This window comes from Citrobacter amalonaticus, from assembly GCF_018323885.1.
GTDB classification, from domain to species: Bacteria; Pseudomonadota; Gammaproteobacteria; order Enterobacterales; family Enterobacteriaceae; genus Citrobacter_A; species Citrobacter_A amalonaticus.
This window is the reverse complement of sequence record NZ_AP024585.1, coordinates 1,512,630-1,534,794: the sequence shown is the minus strand read 5'-3', so window position 1 is coordinate 1,534,794 and position 22,165 is coordinate 1,512,630. Positions and strand designations below refer to the sequence as shown.

At 54.1% G+C, this 22,165-nt stretch carries 18 protein-coding genes and 1 pseudogene; 14 read left to right on the top strand and 5 right to left on the bottom strand.

Annotation, left to right across the window (positions count from 1 at the left end; translation table 11 throughout):
* Positions 1-2 precede the first annotated feature (2 nt).
* The 6 genes from kdpC (at position 3) to potE (ending at position 8,084) form a co-directional block, all read left to right on the top strand.
* Entirely contained in the window at positions 3-578 is a 576-nt protein-coding gene (gene kdpC, locus KI228_RS07130) for a potassium-transporting ATPase subunit KdpC (protein ID WP_054176144.1), read from the top strand.
* Positions 568-3,255, top strand: coding sequence for a two-component system sensor histidine kinase KdpD (kdpD, locus tag KI228_RS07125; RefSeq protein ID WP_061070376.1), 2,688 nt, complete (start codon positions 568-570; stop codon positions 3,253-3,255). The genes kdpC and kdpD overlap by 11 nt, the downstream gene beginning before the upstream one ends.
* Positions 3,252-3,929, top strand: coding sequence for a two-component system response regulator KdpE (gene kdpE / locus KI228_RS07120; protein WP_043001388.1), 678 nt, complete (start codon positions 3,252-3,254; stop codon positions 3,927-3,929). The genes kdpD and kdpE overlap by 4 nt, the downstream gene beginning before the upstream one ends.
* A 278-nt stretch (positions 3,930-4,207) precedes the next feature.
* Complete coding sequence (speFL, locus tag KI228_RS07115; protein ID WP_114149115.1) at positions 4,208-4,312, top strand: leader peptide SpeFL; 105 nt, start codon at positions 4,208-4,210, stop codon at positions 4,310-4,312.
* A gap of 257 nt (positions 4,313-4,569) precedes the next feature.
* Entirely contained in the window at positions 4,570-6,768 is a 2,199-nt protein-coding gene (gene speF / locus KI228_RS07110) for an ornithine decarboxylase SpeF (RefSeq protein ID WP_061070696.1), read from the top strand.
* Positions 6,765-8,084 carry a putrescine-ornithine antiporter gene (gene potE, locus KI228_RS07105; RefSeq protein ID WP_044256569.1) on the top strand — a complete coding sequence of 440 codons (1,320 nt, stop codon included), beginning with the start codon at positions 6,765-6,767 and terminating at the stop codon, positions 8,082-8,084. The genes speF and potE overlap by 4 nt, the downstream gene beginning before the upstream one ends.
* Before the next feature lie 56 nt (positions 8,085-8,140).
* On the opposite strand, the gene pgm is transcribed toward potE, so the two are convergent.
* On the bottom strand, positions 8,141-9,781 hold the full coding sequence (gene pgm / locus KI228_RS07100; protein ID WP_044266360.1) for a phosphoglucomutase (alpha-D-glucose-1,6-bisphosphate-dependent): 1,641 nt from the start codon (positions 9,779-9,781) through the stop codon (positions 8,141-8,143).
* A gap of 23 nt (positions 9,782-9,804) precedes the next feature.
* A complete protein-coding gene (gene seqA / locus KI228_RS07095; protein WP_043001391.1) occupies positions 9,805-10,350 on the bottom strand; it encodes a replication initiation negative regulator SeqA in 546 nt (181 codons plus the stop codon).
* Positions 10,351-10,540: 190 nt separating this feature from the next.
* Between seqA and ybfF the strand changes: the two genes are divergently transcribed.
* The 8 genes and pseudogenes from ybfF to tcuC all read left to right on the top strand — a co-directional run bounded on the left by ybfF (position 10,541) and on the right by tcuC (position 18,178).
* Positions 10,541-11,314 (top strand): esterase, encoded by a 774-nt coding sequence (gene ybfF / locus KI228_RS07090; RefSeq protein WP_061070697.1) that lies wholly within the window; start codon positions 10,541-10,543, stop codon positions 11,312-11,314.
* 128 nt (positions 11,315-11,442) lie between these two features.
* The gene (gene ybfE, locus KI228_RS07085; RefSeq protein WP_043001392.1) at positions 11,443-11,736 is read left to right on the top strand and encodes a LexA regulated protein; all 294 of its coding nucleotides are present in this window, start codon (positions 11,443-11,445) and stop codon (positions 11,734-11,736) included.
* Positions 11,737-11,885: 149 nt separating this feature from the next.
* The gene (gene fldA, locus KI228_RS07080) at positions 11,886-12,416 is read left to right on the top strand and encodes a flavodoxin FldA (RefSeq protein ID WP_043001393.1); all 531 of its coding nucleotides are present in this window, start codon (positions 11,886-11,888) and stop codon (positions 12,414-12,416) included.
* A 280-nt stretch (positions 12,417-12,696) separates the two neighbouring features.
* Positions 12,697-13,142: pseudogene (gene fur, locus KI228_RS07075) on the top strand (ferric iron uptake transcriptional regulator).
* A 132-nt stretch (positions 13,143-13,274) separates the two neighbouring features.
* The gene (tcuR, locus tag KI228_RS07070; protein WP_061070377.1) at positions 13,275-14,201 is read left to right on the top strand and encodes a tricarballylate utilization LysR family transcriptional regulator TcuR; all 927 of its coding nucleotides are present in this window, start codon (positions 13,275-13,277) and stop codon (positions 14,199-14,201) included.
* A 97-nt stretch (positions 14,202-14,298) separates the two neighbouring features.
* A complete protein-coding gene (gene tcuA, locus KI228_RS07065) occupies positions 14,299-15,702 on the top strand; it encodes an FAD-dependent tricarballylate dehydrogenase TcuA (RefSeq protein ID WP_104010328.1) in 1,404 nt (467 codons plus the stop codon).
* Positions 15,689-16,828, top strand: coding sequence for a tricarballylate utilization 4Fe-4S protein TcuB (gene tcuB / locus KI228_RS07060; protein WP_044326662.1), 1,140 nt, complete (start codon positions 15,689-15,691; stop codon positions 16,826-16,828). The genes tcuA and tcuB overlap by 14 nt, the downstream gene beginning before the upstream one ends.
* A 54-nt stretch (positions 16,829-16,882) precedes the next feature.
* Positions 16,883-18,178 (top strand): tricarballylate/proton symporter TcuC, encoded by a 1,296-nt coding sequence (gene tcuC, locus KI228_RS07055; protein ID WP_032190702.1) that lies wholly within the window; start codon positions 16,883-16,885, stop codon positions 18,176-18,178.
* Positions 18,179-18,230: 52 nt separating this feature from the next.
* Here the strand turns inward: tcuC and KI228_RS07050 are convergent, their stop codons facing one another.
* From KI228_RS07050 to glnS, 3 genes are all read right to left on the bottom strand, one after another.
* A complete protein-coding gene (locus tag KI228_RS07050; RefSeq protein ID WP_044256579.1) occupies positions 18,231-18,563 on the bottom strand; it encodes a ChiQ/YbfN family lipoprotein in 333 nt (110 codons plus the stop codon).
* Positions 18,564-18,612: 49 nt separating this feature from the next.
* Positions 18,613-20,019 (bottom strand): chitoporin ChiP, encoded by a 1,407-nt coding sequence (gene chiP / locus KI228_RS07045; protein WP_043001399.1) that lies wholly within the window; start codon positions 20,017-20,019, stop codon positions 18,613-18,615.
* Positions 20,020-20,456: 437 nt separating this feature from the next.
* Positions 20,457-22,124, bottom strand: coding sequence for a glutamine--tRNA ligase (gene glnS / locus KI228_RS07040; RefSeq protein ID WP_061070378.1), 1,668 nt, complete (start codon positions 22,122-22,124; stop codon positions 20,457-20,459).
* Between the last annotated feature and the right edge of the window lie 41 nt (positions 22,125-22,165).

Genomic DNA, 22,165 nt, shown 5'->3' with positions numbered 1-22,165 from the left:
TGATGAGTGCTTTACGTCCGTTGTTTTCAACACTGATTTTCCTGCTGCTACTGACGGGCGGTGCGTATCCGCTGCTGACCACCGCGCTGGGGCAATGGTGGTTCCCGTATCAGGCCAACGGTTCACTGATTCGGGATGAGCATGGGGTGCGGGGTTCTGCACTGCTCGGGCAGAACTTTACCTCTGAAGGCTATTTCCAGGGACGGCCTTCAGCCACCGCTGAAATGCCCTATAATCCCATGGCATCCGGCGGCAGTAATCTCGCCGCCAGTAACCCGGAACTGGATAAACAACTGCAAAACCGGGTCGCCACCCTGCGCGCCGCCAACCCGCAGGCCAGTCGTAACGTACCGGTGGAACTGGTTACTGCCTCCGCGAGCGGTCTGGACAACAACCTGACGCCCGCCGCGGTGGCGTGGCAAATCCCCCGCGTGGCGCAGGCTCGTCATCTGACCATTGAACAGGTGACGCAACGGGTTGCAGAATACACGCAGAAACCACTGGTGAGCTTTATCGGTCAACCGGTCGTAAATATTGTCGAACTCAATTTAGCGCTGGACAGCATGAATGGCGAATAGTGAACCAGTACGCCCCGATCCCGATCGCCTGCTTGAGCAGGCGGTCGCCCCCCATCGGGGAAAACTAAAAATCTTCTTCGGCGCCTGTGCGGGCGTCGGGAAAACCTGGTCGATGCTGGCTGAAGCCCAGCGCCTGCGCGCACAGGGACTCGACATCCTGATTGGCGTGGTGGAGACCCATGGACGCAAAGAGACCGCCGCCCTGCTGGAGGGTCTCAGCATTCTGCCGTTGAAACGCCAGGCGCGCCACGGACGTCATATCAGTGAATTCGATCTCGATGCCGCGCTCGCACGCCGTCCGGCGCTGATCTTAATGGATGAACTGGCGCACAGTAATGCACCGGGTTCACGCCATCCCAAGCGCTGGCAGGACATTGAAGAACTGCTCGACGCCGGTATTGATGTCTTTACCACCGTCAACGTGCAGCATCTCGAAAGCCTGAACGATGTGGTCAGCGGCGTGACGGGGATTCAGGTGCGCGAAACCGTGCCGGATCCGTTTTTTGACGCTGCCGACGAGGTGGTGTTGGTCGATTTACCACCTGACGATCTGCGCCAGCGCCTGAAAGAGGGCAAAGTCTATATTGCGGGACAGGCCGAGCGTGCTATTGAACACTTTTTCCGTAAGGGTAATTTAATCGCGCTACGCGAACTGGCGCTGCGCCGCACCGCCGATCGGGTGGACGATCAGATGCGCGCCTGGCGCGGTCGTCCGGGTGAAGAGAAGGTCTGGCATACCCGCGACGCCATACTGCTCTGCATTGGTCACAACACCGGCAGTGAAAAACTGGTGCGTACTGCCGCACGACTGGCGTCGCGACTGGGCAGCATCTGGCACGCCGTCTACGTCGAAACCCCCGCGCTGCATCGCTTGCCGGAAAAGCAGCGGCGCAATATTCTGCACGCCCTGCGACTGGCGCAAGAGCTGGGCGCGGAGACCGCCACGCTATCCGATCCCAGCGAGGATAAAGCGGTGGTCCGCTACGCTCGCGAGCATAATCTGGGAAAAATAGTGCTGGGGCGGACGTCAACGCGACGCTGGTGGCACCGGGAGTCGTTTGCCGATCGGCTGGCGAAACGCGCCCCTGAGCTGGATTTGATGGTGGTCGCCCTCGATGAGCCACCGGTGCGGACGCTGTCGTCCCTGCCCGATACCCGCGCCTTTAAAGACAAGTGGCGGGTGCAAATTCAGGGCTGTCTGGTTGCCGTTGCACTCTGCGCTCTGACAACGTTTATCGCCAGCCAGTGGCTGGCCGCCTTTGATGCCGCAAACCTGGTGATGCTCTATCTGCTCGGTGTGGTGGTCATCGCTCTCTTCTATGGTCGCTGGCCATCGGCGTTTTCCACCTTTATTGGCGTGGTCAGCTTTGATCTGTTCTTCATTGCGCCGCGCGGCACGCTCGCCGTCTCGGACGTGCAGTATCTCCTCACCTTCGGCGTCATGCTGACGGTTGGACTGGTCGTGGGTAACCTGACGGCGGGCGTGCGCTATCAGGCTCGCGTTGCGCGCTACCGGGAACAGCGAACTCGTCATCTTTATGAGATGTCGAAAGCGTTGGCGATGGGGCGCAGTGCGCAAGACATCGCCAGTACCAGCGAACAATTTATTGCCTCCACCTTTCATGCCCGCAGCCAGATTTTATTGCCGAATGAAGAGGGCAAACTGGCCGCCCTCACCCACCAGCAGGGAATGACCCCCTGGGATGATGCTATTGCCCGCTGGAGCTTTGATAAAGGGTTACCGGCAGGCGCTGGCACCGATACCCTGCCAGGCGTGCCGTACCAGATCCTGCCGTTACGCAGCGCCGACAAAACCCACGGCCTGGTGGTTGTCGAACCCGGCAATCTGCGTCAGTTAATGATCCCCGAGCAGCAGCGACTGTTGGAAACCTTCACTTTGCTGGTGGCGAATGCGCTGGAACGTCTGACCTTAACGGCCAGCGAAGAGCAGGCGCGGCTGGCCAGCGAACGGGAAAGCCTGCGCAACGCTCTGCTCGCGGCACTTTCTCACGACCTGCGCACCCCGCTGACCGTGCTGTTTGGTCAGGCGGAAATCCTCACGCTCGACCTCGCCAGCGAAGGCTCGCCTCATGCCAGACAGGCCAGCGAAATTCGCCAGCATGTACTGAATACCACCCGTCTGGTGAATAACCTGTTGGATATGGCGCGGATTCAGTCTGGTGGTTTCAACCTCAAAAAAGAGTGGCTGACGCTGGAAGAAGTAGTGGGCAGTGCGCTGAAAATGCTGGAACCAGGCCTGGTTCATCCGGTAAACCTTTCCCTGCCCGCGCCGCTGACTCTCATTCACGTCGATGGCCCCCTGTTCGAACGGGTACTGATTAATCTGCTGGAGAATGCCATTAAATATGCCGGACCACAGGCGCAGATCGGCATCGACGCGCACGTTGAAGACGAACATCTGCAACTCGACGTCTGGGATAATGGGCCTGGCATTCCACAAGGACAGGAGCAGCGCGTGTTCGATAAATTCTCACGGGGGAATAAAGAGTCGGCGGTGCCGGGCGTCGGGCTGGGGCTGGCCATTTGTCGGGCGATAGTGGAAGTGCATGGCGGGTCAATTGCCGTCTATAATCGCCCTCAGGGCGGTGCCTGTTTCCGTGTTACACTGAGGCAAGACGCGCCACCAGAACTTGAAGATTTTCATGAGGATATGTGACAAACGTTCTGATTGTTGAAGATGAGCAGGCCATTCGCCGCTTTCTGCGTACCGCGCTGGAAGCCGATGGGTTGCGCGTGTACGACGCCGAGACGCTTCAGCGTGGTTTGCTGGAAGCGGCAACGCGCAAGCCCGATCTCATTATTCTCGATCTCGGCCTGCCGGATGGTGACGGCATCGATTTCATTCGCGACCTGCGACAGTGGAGCGCCGTCCCGGTGATCGTGCTCTCTGCACGTAGCGAAGAGAGCGATAAAATTGCCGCGCTCGACGCCGGTGCCGACGACTACCTGAGCAAACCGTTTGGCATTGGCGAGTTACAGGCACGTCTGCGCGTCGCCCTGCGCCGTCATTCTGCAACGCCCTCTCCTGAGCCGGTGGTACGCTTTTCCGATGTGGTCGTCGATCTCGCCGCGCATCTGATTCATCGCGGAGAAACAGAAATCCATTTAACACCGATTGAGTTTCGCCTGCTGGCCGTGTTGCTCAACAACGCCGGGAAAGTGCTGACCCAGCGCCAGTTGTTGAACCAGGTCTGGGGACCGAACGCCGTCGAGCACAGCCATTATTTGCGTATTTATATGGGTCACCTGCGACAGAAACTGGAGCGTGATCCCGCGCGCCCCCGCCACTTTATTACCGAAACCGGTATTGGCTATCGTTTTATGCCATGAATGGTTATTCATTATTTTTAAATAAATCTTAAAATTAATTTTTATTATTCTTACTTAGTCGAAATTATATTATTTCGGGTATTTAAGATTTTCCACAAAATTAAAAAATACAGAATTATAACAAATAATAAACAAAACGATATCTTATCGCCAGCCATGCATAAAAAACGACTAAATATTTTGCGAATGATCGTTTTTTATTGATCTCCTTCACGGATCAGGCCGTTTTCCTGGATAAAATACCTTCACCTTCTACTGATAAAGAAAAGGTAATCAAAATGGAAAACAATAGCCGTACTATGCCACATATCAGGCGGACAACACATATTATGATGTTTGCCCACCGTAATAGTTTTGACTTTCATTTCTTTAATGCCCGTTAGTCTTTCGACTATGGGCACTCCAGCATACAGGTCTTCCTGACTCGCTGTATCGCAGGCTCACGCCTGTATTCCTCAGTGCTCACTCTGCTTAAGCCTTGATTTGCCTGTGACCGGACAGGTAAGGTTTTTTGCATCCTGAAAAAAAGCAATTTACTGATTTATTTATCAGGGGACACACTTTGCTTTTATTCCGGCGTTATCAGTTTCTCATTCGGGAAATTGAGGACCTGCTATTATCTGAAAATAAAGAGATGAAAATGTCTGAATTAAAAATTGCCGTGAGTCGTTCTTGCCCTGACTGTTTTTCTACACAACGCACGATTGTGAATGTTGATGAAAGTAATTTTATTGATGTCGCTGCCGTCGTGTTGTCTGTCAATGATATTGAACGTGGGAAGCTCGATGAAATTGACGCGACCGGATACGGTATTCCGGTATTTATCGCAACCGAAGAGGAAGAGCGCGTTCCGGCAGAACATCTGCCGCGCATTTCGGGCGTATTCGAATGCAATGAAGCCCGTACCGCTTTCTACGGTCGTCAGTTAGAAACGGCAGCCAGTCATTACGAAACACAATTACGACCACCGTTCTTCCGCGCGCTGGTTGATTATGTAAACCAGGGAAACAGCGCCTTCGACTGCCCAGGACATCAGGGCGGCGAGTTTTTCCGCCGTCACCCGGCAGGTAACCAGTTCGTGGAATATTTCGGCGAAACGCTTTTCCGCTCCGACCTGTGCAATGCTGACGTAGCAATGGGCGATTTGCTGATCCATGAAGGCGCACCGTGCATCGCTCAGCAACATGCCGCGAAGGTTTTTAATGCCGATAAAACCTACTTTGTGTTAAACGGAACCTCTTCGTCTAACAAAGTGGTGCTGAACGCACTGCTGACTCCGGGCGATCTGGTGCTCTTCGACCGTAACAACCACAAGTCAAACCACCACGGCGCGTTATTGCAGGCGGGCGCAACGCCGGTCTATCTGGAAACCGCACGTAACCCGTACGGCTTTATCGGCGGGATCGATGCCCACTGTTTTGAAGAAAGCTACCTGCGCGAACTGGTCAGCGAAGTGGCGCCGCAACGGGCTCGTGACGCACGTCCATTCCGTCTTGCTGTTATCCAGTTGGGCACCTACGACGGCACGATTTATAACGCCCGTCAGGTGGTGGATAAAATTGGTCACCTTTGCGATTACATTCTGTTCGATTCCGCCTGGGTGGGCTATGAGCAGTTTATCCCGATGATGGCGGATTGTTCTCCGCTGCTGCTGGAACTGAACGAAAACGATCCGGGCATTCTGGTAACGCAGTCCGTTCACAAACAGCAAGCTGGCTTCTCCCAGACCTCGCAAATTCACAAAAAAGACAGCCATATCAAAGGTCAGCCGCGCTATGTGCCGCATAAACGCATGAATAACGCGTTCATGATGCACGCCTCCACCAGCCCGTTCTATCCGCTGTTTGCCGCACTGGATATTAACGCCAAAATGCACGAAGGCGTCAGTGGCCGCAACATGTGGATGGACTGTGTCGCCAACGGTATCGACGCCCGTAAGCTGATCCTTGATAACTGCCATCATATCCGTCCCTTTGTTCCGGAACTGGTTGATGGAAAACCGTGGCAGTCTTATCCGACTGCGGAAATCGCCAACGATCTGCGCTTTTTCCACTTCGTCCCTGGCGAACACTGGCATGCGTTTGAAGGTTACGCCGAGCATCAATACTTTGTTGACCCTTGCAAACTGTTGTTGACCACTCCGGGTATCAACGCACGCAATGGCGAGTACGACACCTTCGGCGTCCCGGCGACTATTCTTGCCAACTTCCTGCGTGAAAACGGCGTGGTCCCGGAAAAATGCGACCTCAACTCGATCCTGTTCCTGCTGACCCCGGCGGAAGATATGGCGAAACTGCAACAACTCGTCGCCTTGCTGGTGCGCTTCGAGCGCATGCTGGAATCTGACGCACCGCTGGCGGACGTTCTGCCGTCTATCTACAAACAGCACGAAGCGCGTTATGCCGGTTACACCCTGCGCCAGTTGTGTCAGGAGATGCACGACCTGTATGCGCGTCACAACGTGAAACAACTGCAAAAAGAGATGTTCCGTAAGTCCCATTTCCCGCGCGTCAGCATGAACCCACAAGATGCCAACTACGCCTATCTGCGTGGTGAAGTGGATCTGGTGCCGCTGCCTGAGGCCGAAGGCCGTATTGCCGCTGAAGGCGCGCTCCCTTACCCGCCGGGTGTGCTGTGCGTGGTTCCTGGGGAAGTCTGGGGCGGTGCGGTACTGCGTTACTTCAGCGCACTGGAAGAAGGGATCAACCTGCTGCCCGGTTTCGCGCCGGAACTTCAGGGTGTGTACATCAACGAGTGCGATGGTCGCAAACAGGTGTGGTGCTACGTGATTAAACCGCGTGAAGCACAAAGCGACCTGTTGAAAGGAGAAGCATTATGAGTAAAGCCAAATCCAATAAAATGGGCGTGATGCAGCTCACCATCCTGACCATGGTCAATATGATGGGCTCCGGGATCATCATGCTGCCGACCAAACTGGCTGAAGTCGGCACCATTTCGATTATCTCCTGGCTGGTGACAGCCGTCGGGTCCATGGCGCTGGCCTGGGCGTTCGCCAAGTGCGGAATGTTCAGCCGTAAAGCCGGCGGGATGGGGGGCTACGCAGAATATGCGTTTGGTAAATCCGGTAACTTTATGGCGAACTACACCTATGGGGTATCGCTGTTGATTGCCAACGTCGCCATTGCCATCTCCGCCGTGGGTTACGGTACCGAACTTTTCGGCGCCACCCTCTCCCCGGTGCAAATCGGTCTCGCCACCATCGGCGTACTGTGGATCTGTACGGTCGCGAACTTTGGCGGTGCGCGCATTACCGGACAGATCAGTAGCATTACCGTCTGGGGGGTGATCATTCCGGTGGTCGGTCTGTGCATTATCGGCTGGTTCTGGTTTAGCCCGACGCTGTATGCCAACTCGTGGAACCCGCATCATGTACCGTTCTTTACCGCCGTCGGTTCCTCTATCGCCATGACGCTGTGGGCGTTCCTTGGTCTGGAATCCGCCTGTGCGAACGCGGAAGTGGTGGAAAACCCGGAGAAGAACGTACCGATTGCCGTACTGGGCGGGACGCTGGGCGCGGCGGTGATCTACATCGTCTCTACCAACGTGATTGCCGGGATTGTACCTAACATGGATCTGGCTAACTCCACCGCACCGTTTGGTCTGGCGTTCGCGCAGATGTTCACACCGGAAGTGGGTAAAGTGATCATGGCGCTGATGATCATGTCCTGCTGTGGTTCATTGCTGGGCTGGCAATTCACCATTGCGCAGGTCTTTAAATCCTCTGCCGATGAAGGCTATTTCCCGAAAATCTTTTCTCGCGTGACCAAAGTCGATGCGCCGGTTCAGGGGATGCTGACGATTGTTATCATCCAGAGTGGCTTATCGCTGATGACCATCAGCCCGTCGCTGAACAGCCAGTTTAACGTGCTGGTCAACCTGGCCGTGGTGACGAATATCATTCCGTATATTCTGTCGATGGCCGCACTGGTGATCATCCAGAGAGTGGCGAACGTTCCGCCGTCAAAGGCGAAGATGGCAAACTTTGTCGCCTTCATCGGTGCGATGTACAGCTTCTATGCGCTCTACTCGTCAGGTGAAGAAGCGATGTTGTATGGTTCCATCGTGACCTTCCTCGGCTGGACGCTGTACGGCCTGGTATCACCACGCTTTGAACTGAAGAATAAACACGGTTAAGGCTAGCCAAACAAAAAAGGAGCCTTTCGGCTCCTTTTTTAATTCAGTGGTACAACTCAGGCGTTTTTCAGCACTTCGCTGACGATTTCGACCGCTTCTTTCTCGATCTGCTTGCGATGTTCTTCGCCAAGGAAGCTCTCGCAATAGATCTTGTACGCATCTTCCGTACCCGACGGGCGTGCCGCGAACCAACCGTTGTCGGTCATGACTTTCAGACCGCCAATCGACGCACCGTTACCGGGTGCCGCCGTCAGACGTGCTGTGATCGGGTCTCCAGCCAGCGTACTGGCGCTGACCATCTCCGGAGACAGTTTCGACAGCGCCGCTTTCTGTGCCGATGTTGCACCAGCTTGCAGACGGTTGTAGCTTGGCGCACCAAAACGGGCGGCAAGCTCGTTGTAGTGCTCCTGCGGGTTCTTCCCGGTGACGGCAGTAATTTCTGCTGCCAGCAGACACATGATGATCCCGTCTTTATCAGTAGACCACGGCGTACCGTCAAAACGCAGGAAGGATGCCCCCGCGCTCTCTTCGCCGCCAAAGCCGAAGCTGCCGTCAAACAGACCATCAACAAACCATTTAAAGCCCACCGGAACTTCAACCAGTTTACGCCCCAGATCGTTAACCACGCGGTCAATCATTGCCGACGAAACCAGCGTCTTACCGACAGCCACGTCTTTGCCCCACTGCGGACGATGCTGGAACAGGTAGTTGATAGCCACCGCCAGGTAGTGGTTTGGATTCATCAACCCCGCCGGAGTGACGATACCGTGACGGTCATAATCCGGATCGTTGGCGAACGCCAGGTCGAACTTATCACGCAGCGCCAACAAACCGGCCATGGCACATTCAGACGAACAGTCCATACGGATTGCGCCATCTTTATCGAGATGCATAAAGCGGAAAGTCTGATCAACCTGATCGTTTACGATGGTCAGATTCAGTTTGTAATGCTCTGCGATACGCTTCCAGTATTCAATACCGGAGCCGCCCAGCGGATCCACACCCAGCGTCAGACCGGCTTTCTGAATCGCCGCCATATCGACGATATCAGCCAGCCCCTCAACGAACGGCTGTACCAGGTCCTGCTCTTTGACATGACCGGATGCCAGCGCCGCATCCAGAGAAATGCGCTTCACGCCTTTCAGATCGTCAGCCAGCAGCGCATTCGCGCGATCTTCCACCACTTTCGTGACGTTGGTATCTGCCGGGCCACCATTAGGCGGGTTGTATTTAATGCCACCATCTTCTGGCGGATTGTGGGACGGGGTAATCACAATACCGTCAGCCAGCGGACCGCCTTTTTTGTTGTGAACCAGAATGGCATTTGACACAGCGGGTGTTGGGGTAAAACCGTTGTTCTCCTGAACAATCACATCAACACCGTTCGCGGCGAGCACTTCCAGCACGGAGATAAACGCCGGTTCAGACAGTGCATGGGTATCTTTTCCCACGTAGCATGGACCCGTAATACCATTTTTCGCACGTTCTTCCGCGATAGCCTGCGCAATCGCCAGAATGTGGGGTTCGTTGAAGCTATGACGGCCTGCACTGCCACGGTGTCCGGAGGTGCCGAACTTCACCGCGTGTTCCGCATTTCCTTTTGCGGGCTTCAGTACATAGTATTGTGACGTCAGTTGCGCGACGTTAATCAAATCACTCTGTTGCGCAGGTTTACCTGCACGGTCGTGGATTGCCATTGCCTGGTCCTTTTCTGCATGGATTAAATTGTTCCGCAAACCTTTTCAATCAATTCCGCCGGGAATTGCATTGACTGCATGATGTGCTCAATCATGCTGCATTTACGGCCAGTGTTGGTGTTGGTGATCACCCAATACGGCGTGCCGGGCACGTGTTTTGGTTTGGTTTGGTTACCGTTTTTCAGTAGCGTCTGTTCATCAGCCGCGAAGTAGACACGCGTACGGCCATGCAACGATTCGGTTGCCTCAGCAAACGCGTGCTGATCCAGTGTATAGAGTGTAGTCAGCACCAGCATAAAGCGGTTAACGGCCTTCTTCTGTTCCGCATATTCATCGGACAGAAGCAGTTCACGCATAGCGCGCACTTTATCTTTGACAAGATTGACGGGTTTCGCCTCAGCAACAACCGGTTGCGCAGCGCGAACCTCTTTTGTCACTGGCGTGACGGGCTGTGATGCGGCGGAAAACTTCAACATACGCCGTAAAATCTCGGATGCGCTCTCGCCAATATGCTTCGTGTGGCTGGCAATATAGCTGTAGAGTTCATCATCAACTTCAATCGTTTTCATCTTAATCCAGTGCGGTGTCTTATCTGATCTGAAATACAAATCGTTGGGAGTATAGGAGCAAATCCCAACAGCGAATAGCGTCAAACCCGGCTGAACAAAAAACTCGGAGAAAACCGAAGTGGTTGCAGCCCAGTGGCAGAATGGTCAACATAATACCCTAACCCGACAGAGCGAAAAAAAGAACTTTGCCATGAAATTGAATATCCGAGCGCAATCCGCACAAAACCTGCACAATAATTCTCCCATCGTACTGGTTCACGGTTTATTTGGCAGTCTGGACAATCTGGGCGTGCTTGCTCGTGACCTGGTGAACGACCATGACATCATCCAGGTCGATATGCGTAACCACGGTCTCTCTCCTCGCGACCCGGTGATGAACTACCCGGCGATGGCACAGGATCTGCTGGATACGCTGGATGCGCAACACCTCGAAAAAGCCACCTTCATTGGCCACTCGATGGGGGGTAAAGCGGTGATGGCGCTCAGTGCGCTGGCTCCGGAACGCATCGATCGCTTAGTGGCTATCGATATCGCCCCGGTGGACTATCATGTCCGCCGCCACGACGAAATTTTCGCTGCTATCAACGCGGTGACGGCATCAGCAGCAAAAACTCGCCAGCAGGCGGCAGCGGTCATGCGCGAACATCTTAATGAAGAAGGTGTGATTCAATTTTTGCTGAAATCGTATGTTGACGGCGAGTGGCGCTTCAACGTGCCGGTACTGTGGGAACAATATCCGCATATCGTCGGCTGGGAGACGATTCCCGCCTGGAATCATCCGGCGCTGTTTATCCCCGGCGGCAACTCCCCATATGTCACCGAGGCGTATCGCGACGATTTACTGGCACAGTTTCCGCAAGCACGTGCGCATGTGATTGCCGGGGCCGGTCACTGGGTGCATGCCGAAAAACCGGAGGCGGTGTTGCGCGCCATCCGTCGTTATCTTAATGAAACAGCTAACTGATTAAAAACTCAGCGTCCGTGCGCGATTACGCGTGTGAACGTTGGCGCGCCTCATTCGCTGATGTATGATGGCGCGCTATCCATCCGGGCAGAGGCCTGGCTGATTGTTTCCCCGAAGTCACCAATATCATGGCCAAAGAACAAACGGACCGTACGACACTAGATCTGTTCGCGCACGAGCGTCGCCCGGGACGACCGAAAACCAATCCGCTTTCACGCGATGAACAGCTGCGCATTAATAAGCGTAATCAACTCAAACGCGACAAAGTTCGCGGTCTTAAGCGTGTCGAACTCAAACTCAACGCAGAAGCTGTTGACGCGTTGAATGAGCTGGCGGAATCCCGAGAGATGAGCCGCAGTGAACTGATCGAAGAGATATTGATGGCCCAACTGGCAACGCTACGCGGCCAGGATCTCGCCTGAAATTATCCTCTCTCCCACTTTCGTGTAGCATGGAGTGCACTCGTATGCGTTTGCTATTTCCGCATACCTGACTGTTCTGCTATGATTGCCCTTATCTGTGGGCAATTCGCCACCACCATTTCAATAAGTTTCAAGAGGTTACTTTACTCATGGCAATCACTGGCATCTTTTTCGGCAGCGACACCGGGAATACCGAAAATATCGCAAAAATGATTCAAAAACAGCTTGGTAAAGACGTTGCCGATGTGCATGACATTGCAAAAAGCAGCAAGGAAGATCTCGAAAGTTATGACATTCTGCTGCTTGGCATCCCAACCTGGTACTACGGTGAAGCGCAGTGCGACTGGGACGACTTCTTCCCTACTCTCGAAGACATCGATTTTAACGGTAAACTGGTCGCACTGTTCGGCTGCGGCGATCAGGAAGATTATGCAGAATACTTCTGCGACGCGTTAGGCACAATCCGCGATATCATTGAGCCACGCGGTGCAACCATCGTGGGTCACTGGCCGACCGCTGGCTATCATTTTGAAGCCTCCAAAGGTCTGGCGGATGATGACCATTTTGTCGGTCTGGCGATTGACGAAGACCGTCAGCCGGAACTGACCGCCGAGCGCGTGGAAAAATGGGTGAAGCAGATCTCTGAAGAATTGCACCTTGATGAGATCATCAACGCCTGATGTACGGCGGCGCAGACAAGGTTTGCGCCGCATCAATAGACAGAACCAATCAAAATAATTGCTACAAATTTGTAACTTTCTTGCCCATCCCTGTACAATGTGCGGGAGTTTTTAGGTGGCGCTCTCATTTCCAGGCAATACCGACTATTTATTAACATTTGCCAGAGGCTTGCAGTTTTCATTTAGACACGGCAGTCCTATAATGAAACGCATTATCCCGAGTGCAATTTCTGTCACTTCTTGTATGAAGTGAATCGTTTAGCAACAGGACAGATTCCGCATGACTGACAACAATACCGCATTAAAGAAGGCTGGCCTGAAAGTAACGCTTCCTCGTTTAAAGATTCTGGAAGTTCTTCAGGGACCGGATAACCATCACGTCAGTGCGGAAGATTTATACAAACGACTGATCGACATGGGTGAAGAAATTGGTCTGGCGACCGTGTATCGCGTGCTGAACCAGTTTGATGACGCCGGTATCGTAACCCGCCACAATTTTGAAGGCGGCAAATCCGTTTTCGAGCTGACCCAGCAGCATCATCACGATCACCTGATTTGCCTTGATTGCGGCAAAGTGATCGAATTTAGCGATGAGTCTATTGAAGCGCGCCAGCGTGAGATCGCGTCGAAGCATGGCATTCGTCTGACGAACCATAGCCTCTACCTCTATGGCCACTGCGCTGAAGGCGATTGCCCGAAAACGAACACGCGCATGACGCGAAATAATCTGCATTATTCTGAAAAGCCAACCTGCCGGTTGGCTTTTTTTATGCCTGCCATTCCCTACTCCGCGCTTTCTTCTGCCTGCATGTTGCTTTAATGTAAAATATCTCACCCTGCTTCGTCCGGAGAATCGAAATGGAACTTCGCCAGCTACGTTACTTTGTCCGTATTGTAGAAACCGGCAGTATGGGCAGCGCGGCGCTCGATCTCGACATCGGCGTGTCCGCCCTGAGCCAGCAGATGACGCGGCTGGAAAACGAACTCGCGATCCGCCTGTTTCAGCGAACCTCGCGCGGCGTCACGCCCACTAACGCCGGTCTGGCCTTTTACTCGCAGGCACAACTGGCGCTACGCCACGCCGATGATGCGATCCTGGCCGCTCGCGAGGCGCGTCTTTCGGGACACGTCAGCGTCGGCATGGCCCCCAGCACCGCCTCCATCCTGGGAATACCGTTTATTCATGCCATGCGGGAACATTACGCCGACGTTCGCCTGCATGTGGTGGAAAGCCTGTCGGGTAATCTGGAACGGATGATCAACACGCGCCAGATTGATCTGGCGGTCGTGTTTCAAAAAGAGAAAATCCTGCGCTGGAGCGCCAGACCGGTTCTTGAGGAGCGCCTGTTTCTGATTGGCACACACGAGCTGCTGGCGGATATTCCGGATGACACCATAACGCCTGCTCAACTGGCGAATATTCCCCTGATCATGCCAAGCCAGGGACACGGCCTGCGTGGCAGACTGGAAGCCATCTGTCAGGAACATGGACTGAAGGTCGATATTGCCACGGAAATTGACGGCCTGACGTTACTGATGCGCGCCGTTGGCAGCGGACTCGGCGCCACGCTGCAACCCGGTGCAGCCATTTCGCATCTTGAGAGGGAAGCGCTAAGAGTGATCGGCGTCCATAATCCTGTCCTCAGCCGCCCCAATTTTCTGGTCAGTCTGTCGGACGATGAACTCACCCCTGCCGGTCTTGCAGCCCGCGTAATACTCACAAAAGTCATGCGTGAACTCGTTGAAACCGGTCATTGGCCGGGCGCAACCCTTTACGCTCCCTAAACCCCTCTTTAGCTATTCGTCATAGCGCCCATACAATCAGCACGTATACATTTCAATTACAAATTTAACAAATAGTTAAATGGTAATGGAGTAGACGATGGTTGATGTACTGGTGATTGGCGGTGGTAATGCCGCGTTATGTGCCGCCTTAACCGCCCGTGAGGCAGGAGCTTCCGTGCTGCTGTTAGAGGCTGCGCCCCGGGAATGGCGCGGCGGGAATTCCCAACACACGCGCAATTTACGCTGTATGCACGATGCGCCACAGGATGTGCTGGTCGAGAGTTATCCCGAAGAGGAGTTCTGGCAGGATCTCTGGCGTGTCACCGAAGGCAATACCAATGAAGCGTTGGCGCGACTGGTGATCCGGACCTCTTCCCAGTGTCGCGACTGGATGCGTCAGCACGGCGTTAATTTTCAGCCTCCGCTCTCTGGCGCGCTACACGTGGCGCGTACCAATGCCTTCTTCATGGGCGGCGGTAAAGCCCTCGTGAACGCCTATTACCGCAGCGCAGAAAAGCTGGGGGTACAGATTCGCTACAACACGCCGGTACAGGCACTTGAATTGCACAACGGCGAATTCATCGCAGCCCTGGCAGGCCACGAGCGCATTGAGGCGAAAGCCTGCGTACTCGCCGCCGGTGGATTTGAATCCAACCGCGAATGGCTGCGCGACGCCTGGGGAGAGAACGCTCGTGGCGAATGGCCAGCCGATAACTTCCTCATTCGAGGCACCCGCTTTAATCAGGGCGTCTTGCTCAAATTTATGATCGATGCCGGTGCTGACATTATCGGCGATCCGTCTCAGTCCCACTGTGTGGCAATTGATGCCCGGGCCCCGTTGTACGACGGCGGCATTTGTACCCGCGTGGATTGCGTCTCACTGGGTGTGGTAGTCAACCGGGACGCGGAGCGCTTTTACGATGAAGGCGAAGATTTCTGGCCGAAACGCTATGCCATCTGGGGGCGTCTGGTTGCCCACCAGCCGGGGCAGATTGGCTACTCCATTATCGACAGCAAAGCGATCGGTCACTTTATGCCGCCGGTTTTCCCCGGCGCACAGGCCAATACGCTGAGTGAACTGGCCCGCCAGTTGGGGCTGGATCCCGAACGCTTTACCCATACCGTGGAGCACTACAATCAGGCCTGTCAGCCGGGTCAGTTTGATCACACGAAGCTGGACAACTGCGCGACGCAGGGCCTGACGCCACCGAAAACGCACTGGGCGCGGCCTATTGATACGCCCCCCTACTACGGTTATGCCCTGCGACCGGGGATCACCTTTACCTACCTGGGACTGAAAGTGAATGAACACGCTGCGGTTCACTTCGCAGGCACCCCCAGCCGTAACCTGTTCGTTGCCGGTGAGATGATGGCTGGCAACGTACTGGGCAAAGGCTATACCGCCGGTGTCGGCATGTCCATCGGCACCACGTTTGGTCGCATCGCAGGTAAAGAAGCCGCGCAGGCAGCACGTAAGGAGGCGCATCATGAAGCAGCTTGAAAAACTGATCATCGAGGCCAAAATTCTCACCGAGCCAGAAGCTGAAGTCGAGCGGGTGATGCAGGTGTGTAATGCCTGTCGCTATTGCGAAGGGTTTTGCGCCGTGTTCCCGGCGATGACTCAGCGACTGGAATTTGGCAAAGCGGACATTAACTATCTGGCAAACCTGTGCCATAACTGCGGCGCCTGTCTGCACGCCTGCCAGTATGCGCCGCCCCATGAGTTTGCGATCAACGTGCCGAAAGCAATGGCGGAAGTGCGTCTGGAAACGTATCAACACTACGCACAACCGGCGGCCTTCGGAGCGCTGTATCGCCAGGCTGGCGTTACCGTGACGCTGGCACTGGTCTTTAGTCTGATCCTCTTTTTACTCCTCGCGATGGGGCTGAAGGGATCGCTACTCCATCCGCCGCTGGCCGGTGATTTCTACCAAATCTTCCCGCATAACCTGCTGGCATGGATGTTTGGATCGGTTTTCATGCTGGCGATCGGTTTACTAATGGCAGGGGTGATCCGCTTCTGGCGCGAGATCTCTCCCGTCGGGCCGCGTCCGGCGGAAATTGCCGAAGCGTCGCACAACGCGCTGACGCTGAAATACCTCGACGGCGGACATGGCAAAGGCTGCAACGAGGCGGACGATGCTTTCACATTGATGCGTCGTCGTTTCCACCATTTCACCTTCTACGGCTTTATGCTCTGTTTCGCCGCGACCGTCGTGGCGACGGGTTACCACTACTTCGCCGGTTGGGAAGCCCCCTACCCGTTCTTCAGCGTGCCGGTCATGCTTGGCACGCTCGGAGGAATCGGTTTAATTGTCGGCCCGGCAGGCCTGCTGTGGTTAAACCTTAAGCGCTCGCCACTGCATGGCGACGCGCGACAGAAACCGATGGATCGCGGTTTTATTTTACTGCTGCTCCTGACCAGCCTGACCGGTTTAGGTTTGCTGGCGGGAAGAGACACCTCATGGATGGGGATCCTGCTTGCCATCCATCTTGGCGTGGTCATGGCGCTTTTTTTGACCATTCCATACGGAAAATTTGCCCACGGATTTTACCGCTGCGCGTCTTTACTCAAATGGGCGATTGAGAAGCGACGTGGAAAACAGGCGGGGGTCGCAGGCGACTAACCCGCAAACTCTTACCTCTATACATAATTATGATAAGACAGTGGAGCAACTTCAATGACTCAACAACCATCGCGCGCTGGCACGTTCGGCGCAATACTGCGTGTGACCAGCGGTAATTTTCTCGAACAGTTCGATTTTTTCCTGTTTGGTTTTTACGCCACTTATATCGCAAAGACGTTTTTTCCTGCCGAAAGTGAGTTTGCCGCATTAATGCTTACTTTTGCCGTTTTTGGCTCCGGATTTTTAATGCGCCCTATCGGGGCCGTGGTGTTGGGCGCATATATCGACAGGATCGGCCGACGGAAAGGGCTGATGGTCACCCTGGCGATTATGGGCTGCGGCACGCTGCTCATCGCCCTCGTGCCGGGTTATCAGACTATCGGCCTGCTGGCTCCCGTGCTGGTCCTGGTGGGGCGTCTGCTACAGGGATTTTCTGCTGGCGTCGAACTGGGCGGCGTCTCTGTTTATCTTTCTGAGATCGCCACACCAGGCAATAAAGGCTTTTACACCAGTTGGCAATCGGCCAGCCAGCAGGTGGCGATTGTCGTCGCCGCGCTGATCGGCTACGGTCTGAATGTCACGCTGGGACACGATGAAATCTCCGAATGGGGTTGGCGAATCCCGTTCTTCATTGGCTGCATGATTATTCCGCTGATTTTTGTTCTTCGACGTTCGCTACAGGAAACTGAAGCCTTTTTACAACGTAAACACCGTCCGGACACCCGGGAAATTTTTACCACCATTGCTAAAAACTGGCGCATCATCACCGCGGGTACCCTGCTGGTGGCGATGACGACCACGACCTTTTATTTTATTACTGTCTATACCCCCACTTACGGGAGAACGGTGTTGAACCTGAGCGCACGTGACAGCCTGGTAGTCACCATGCTGGTAGGGATTTCTAACTTCATCTGGCTGCCGATTGGCGGCGCTATCTCTGATCGGATCGGGCGACGCCCGGTGCTGATGGGCATCACCTTGCTCGCCCTCGTCACCACCTGGCCGGTGATGAACTGGCTTACCGCTGCCCCTGACTTCACCCGCATGACGCTGGTGCTGCTCTGGTTCTCGTTCTTTTTTGGCATGTATAACGGCGCGATGGTGGCGGCCCTGACCGAAGTGATGCCGGTTTATGTCCGAACCGTGGGTTTTTCGCTGGCCTTTAGTCTTGCGACAGCGATTTTCGGCGGCCTGACGCCTGCTATCTCCACCGCATTGGTCCAGTTGACCGGCGATAAGAGTTCTCCGGGGTGGTGGCTCATGTGCGCGGCGCTGTGCGGACTCGCCGCAACGGCAATGCTGTTTGTTCGTCTCAGCCGTGGCTATCAGACAGCAGAGAATAAGCTCTGAAACGCAAGCGGGCGGAGAGATATCTCCGCCCGCTTTATGTTGTCTCTGACGTTTACTTCGCCGTATTGTTACTGCGAATTTCCTGCCAGATCTTATCGCAATCGGCTTTGACAGCCTGATCGTTACCGGTACGTGTCGCCTGAATACACTGCTGGTAATCCAGCACACGAACACTTTCCTGATTTGCAAACTGTTGATGTTGTTTTTCTTTTTTCAGCACATCCAGCACGCTCTGGCAGGCTTCGATTTTCTCGGGCGATCCCTGTGCCGTGTTGATACAGGCGCTATACGCCTCTTTCAACCGACTATCTTCTTTCGGCGCCGTTGACGGTGCGCAGGCCACCAGTCCCGAGGCCATTACGGCGATGAGTATCAGTTTTTTCATAGCATGGTCCTCAACGAGGCGGCAGGCACAAGGCCTGCCGCTGTTGGCATTAGAAGATGGTGAACGGTGCAATCACAATGAACTTCACGTCGCGCTCATCCTGGAAGATGTTGCCGTAACCGCCGCCCCAGCTCGGGATGTTGGAGTGGTTGTCATATTCGGTGAAGTGCAGTTTAAACATGGTGCCTTTCGCACGACCGTCCTGCAGGGTGTAGACCGCATCCAGGCTGTATGACGATTCTTCAATGGTACGGTTTTTGTCGTAGTACGCATCCGGGTTGCTCTGCCAGGTAGACGGTTTCGCGTCCCAGGCATACACATAAGAAGCCCCGACGGCCCAGCCTGGCAGGTTCCAGTTCTTCAGGTCATACATCGCGCCAAAGAAGACCGCTTTTTCGCCGTTGGCGTTGAAGTCTGAACGGTTATCCCACCAGATATCCAGACGACCGTTGGATGACGCATAGGTCGGCGTCATACGTTGCAGGAAGAACCCTTGCTGCCCTTCGGCCTTAACCCAGGTCCCTTCCAGACGCAGGTCAACCACTTCCGCCACTTTATAGCCGAAGGTCAACGCCTGCAGCCAGGCGGTTCCGTCATAGATATCGCTGGCGCTGCGGTCATCAACTTTGTCACGCGCACCGTAGAACTGGTAGCTGGTGGAGAACGGATTGCCACCTAAATCAAACTTGTAGCTGGCTTTGGCGAAGTACTGATCGACATAGCCTTCGGACTGACCAAAGGCGGCTTCCAGCACCAGGTCATTTTTGAAATCATACTTTGCGCCGACAGAATGGAGATAATCGACTTTGGTCTTTTTATCGCCCTGGTAGAATTTATCAACCTCAGTGTGCCATGGCGCTTTATATTCGTTGGCCCACATGTAGGAGAAACTCAGTGCGCCTGCATCGCCGTAGTCAAAGTTTGCGCCCGCTTCAGCACCCTGATAGGTACCCGGCATAAAGCTCCAGTGCGGCGCTAACAGCGTCTGACCGGTAGGCTGAATATAACCGGCACGCGCCCAGGCTGGGCCGTATTTGAATTTCGCGGCGGCCTTGTACAGACTGATTCCGCTCTTATCGCCGGAGTAGTCTTCATCGTAGCCTTTGTTCTTTTTCGAGAACGCGATTTCGTTTGGATGGCCGCTGTCGCCGTTTTCTGCCATTTCAATTGCCGTAAACGCCGCCACATCGAGACCGAACATATCTGCTGCATAGCCGGACTGGAAATCCAGGTTGGCGTTCCAGGTCGCGTGAGAAAGGTTGGTTTTGTACTTATCTCCGTCGGTGACATCTTTACGGTCGCGTTCACGCTGCCAGTAATAAATGCCGCCCGTCAGGGTTGAATCATCGATAAAGCCTTCGGCCTGTGCCTGCGGAACAACGACCAGACCTGACAGTGCTGTGATACCGGCGATAGCCAACGCCAGCGCACTACGTTTGCCACTAAACGTACGCATATGTTAATCCTCTTTGACGTATAAATTGCTGTTGCCAAAGGCAAAACAGCGAAAAAATAAAAAAGTAAAAGTAGCACTGAAAAAAACCTCACTGACTACAGTGATAGACTATTTTTCGCGACGCGAATTATCAATATCTTTCTGTAACGAGAATGTAAGAGTATGAGCAACCGCACATAATTCATTGCTTCCTGTTACATTTTATTCATCCATCAATAAATACCGTAAAAGCTGCAAATTCTCTTTGTTTTCCAGAAAGATGAACGAGATTTCATGACACTATCTGTTTTTTTGCGAGTGTTATCGATAACAGACGGTTGTTAATGGCATTATTTTGTGAATGGGAATTAATTCGCTTCGCAAAGCGAGATTTTTCGTTGAACAGAAGATAAAAAAACGCCGCAGAATGCGGCGCTTGAAGGTAGCATTGCGGCAGTTTATTCGCCGACTTTCGCCCAGGTGTCACGCAGGCCAACGGTGCGGTTAAACACCAGCTTCTCTGCGCTGGTGTAACGGCTGTCCAGGCAGAAGTAACCTTCGCGCTCAAACTGGAACGCTTTCCCTGCTACTGCGGCTTTCAGCGACGGTTCAGCAAACCCCTGTTTGATCACCAGCGATTCCGGGTTCATCACGGAGAGGAAATCTTCCGCCGCGCCTGGGTTTGGTACGCTGAACAGACGATCGTAGAGACGAATTTCGACTGGCAGCGCGTGTGCGGCACTAACCCAGTGGATCACACCTTTCACTTTACGGCCATCTGCCGGATCTTTGCTCAGGGTATCTGCATCATAGGTACAGAAGATGGTGGTAATAGTGCCTTCCGCATCTTTTTCCACGCGTTCTGCTTTCACCACGTAGGCGTTGCGCAGACGCACTTCTTTACCCATCACCAGACGTTTGTACTGCTTGTTGGCTTCTTCGCGGAAATCAGCGCGATCGATCCAGATTTCACCGCTGAAAGGAACTTCACGCGTGCCCATTTCCGGTTTGTTCGGATGGTTAGGCATGGTGACCATTTCGCTTTCACCCTGCGGGTAGTTCTCGATAACCAGTTTCACCGGATCAATAACCGCCATCGCACGCGGGGCGTTTTCGTTCAGGTCTTCGCGGATACAAGATTCCAGCGACGCCATTTCGATCGTATTGTCCTGCTTGGTCACGCCAATGCGTTTGCAGAATTCACGGATCGCCGCTGCGGTATAGCCACGACGACGCAGACCAGAGATCGTCGGCATACGCGGATCGTCCCAGCCTTCAACGTGCTTGTCAGCCACTAGCAGGTTCAGCTTACGCTTGGACATCACCGTGTATTCCAGATTCAGGCGCGAGAATTCATACTGACGCGGATGAACCGGAATCGTGATGTTATCGAGCACCCAGTCGTACAGACGACGGTTGTCCTGGAATTCCAGGGTACACAGAGAGTGGGTAATGCCTTCCAGCGCATCGCTGATGCAGTGGGTGAAGTCGTACATCGGGTAGATGCACCACTTGTTGCCGGTCTGATGGTGCTCGGCAAATTTAATGCGGTACAGAACCGGATCGCGCATCACGATAAACGGCGACGCCATGTCGATCTTCGCACGCAGGCAGGCTTTACCTTCTTCAAAACCGCCGGTACGCATTTTTTCAAACAGCGCGAGGTTCTCTTCGATGCTGCGATCGCGGAACGGACTGTTTTTGCCAGGCTGAGTCAGCGTGCCACGGTATTCGCGGATCTGCTCCGGCGTCAGCTCATCGACATACGCCAGACCTTTGTTGATCAGTTCAACCGCATAAGCGTGCAGTTGATCAAAGTAATCTGAGGAGTAGCGAACGTTGCCAGCCCAGTGAAAACCTAACCACTCAACGTCGTTTTTGATCGAATCAACGTACTCGATATCTTCTTTTACCGGGTTGGTGTCATCGAAACGCAGGTTGCACTGGCCCTGGTAATCTTGCGCGATACCAAAGTTCAGGCAGATGGATTTCGCGTGACCAATGTGCAGATAGCCATTTGGCTCCGGCGGAAAACGGGTATGGACTGTGGTGTGCTTACCACTGGCCAGATCTTCATCGATGATCTGACGAATAAAGTTACTCGGGCGGGCTTCAGCCTCACTCATCGTGGATTCCTCAAAGCGTAAACAACGTATAACGGCATATG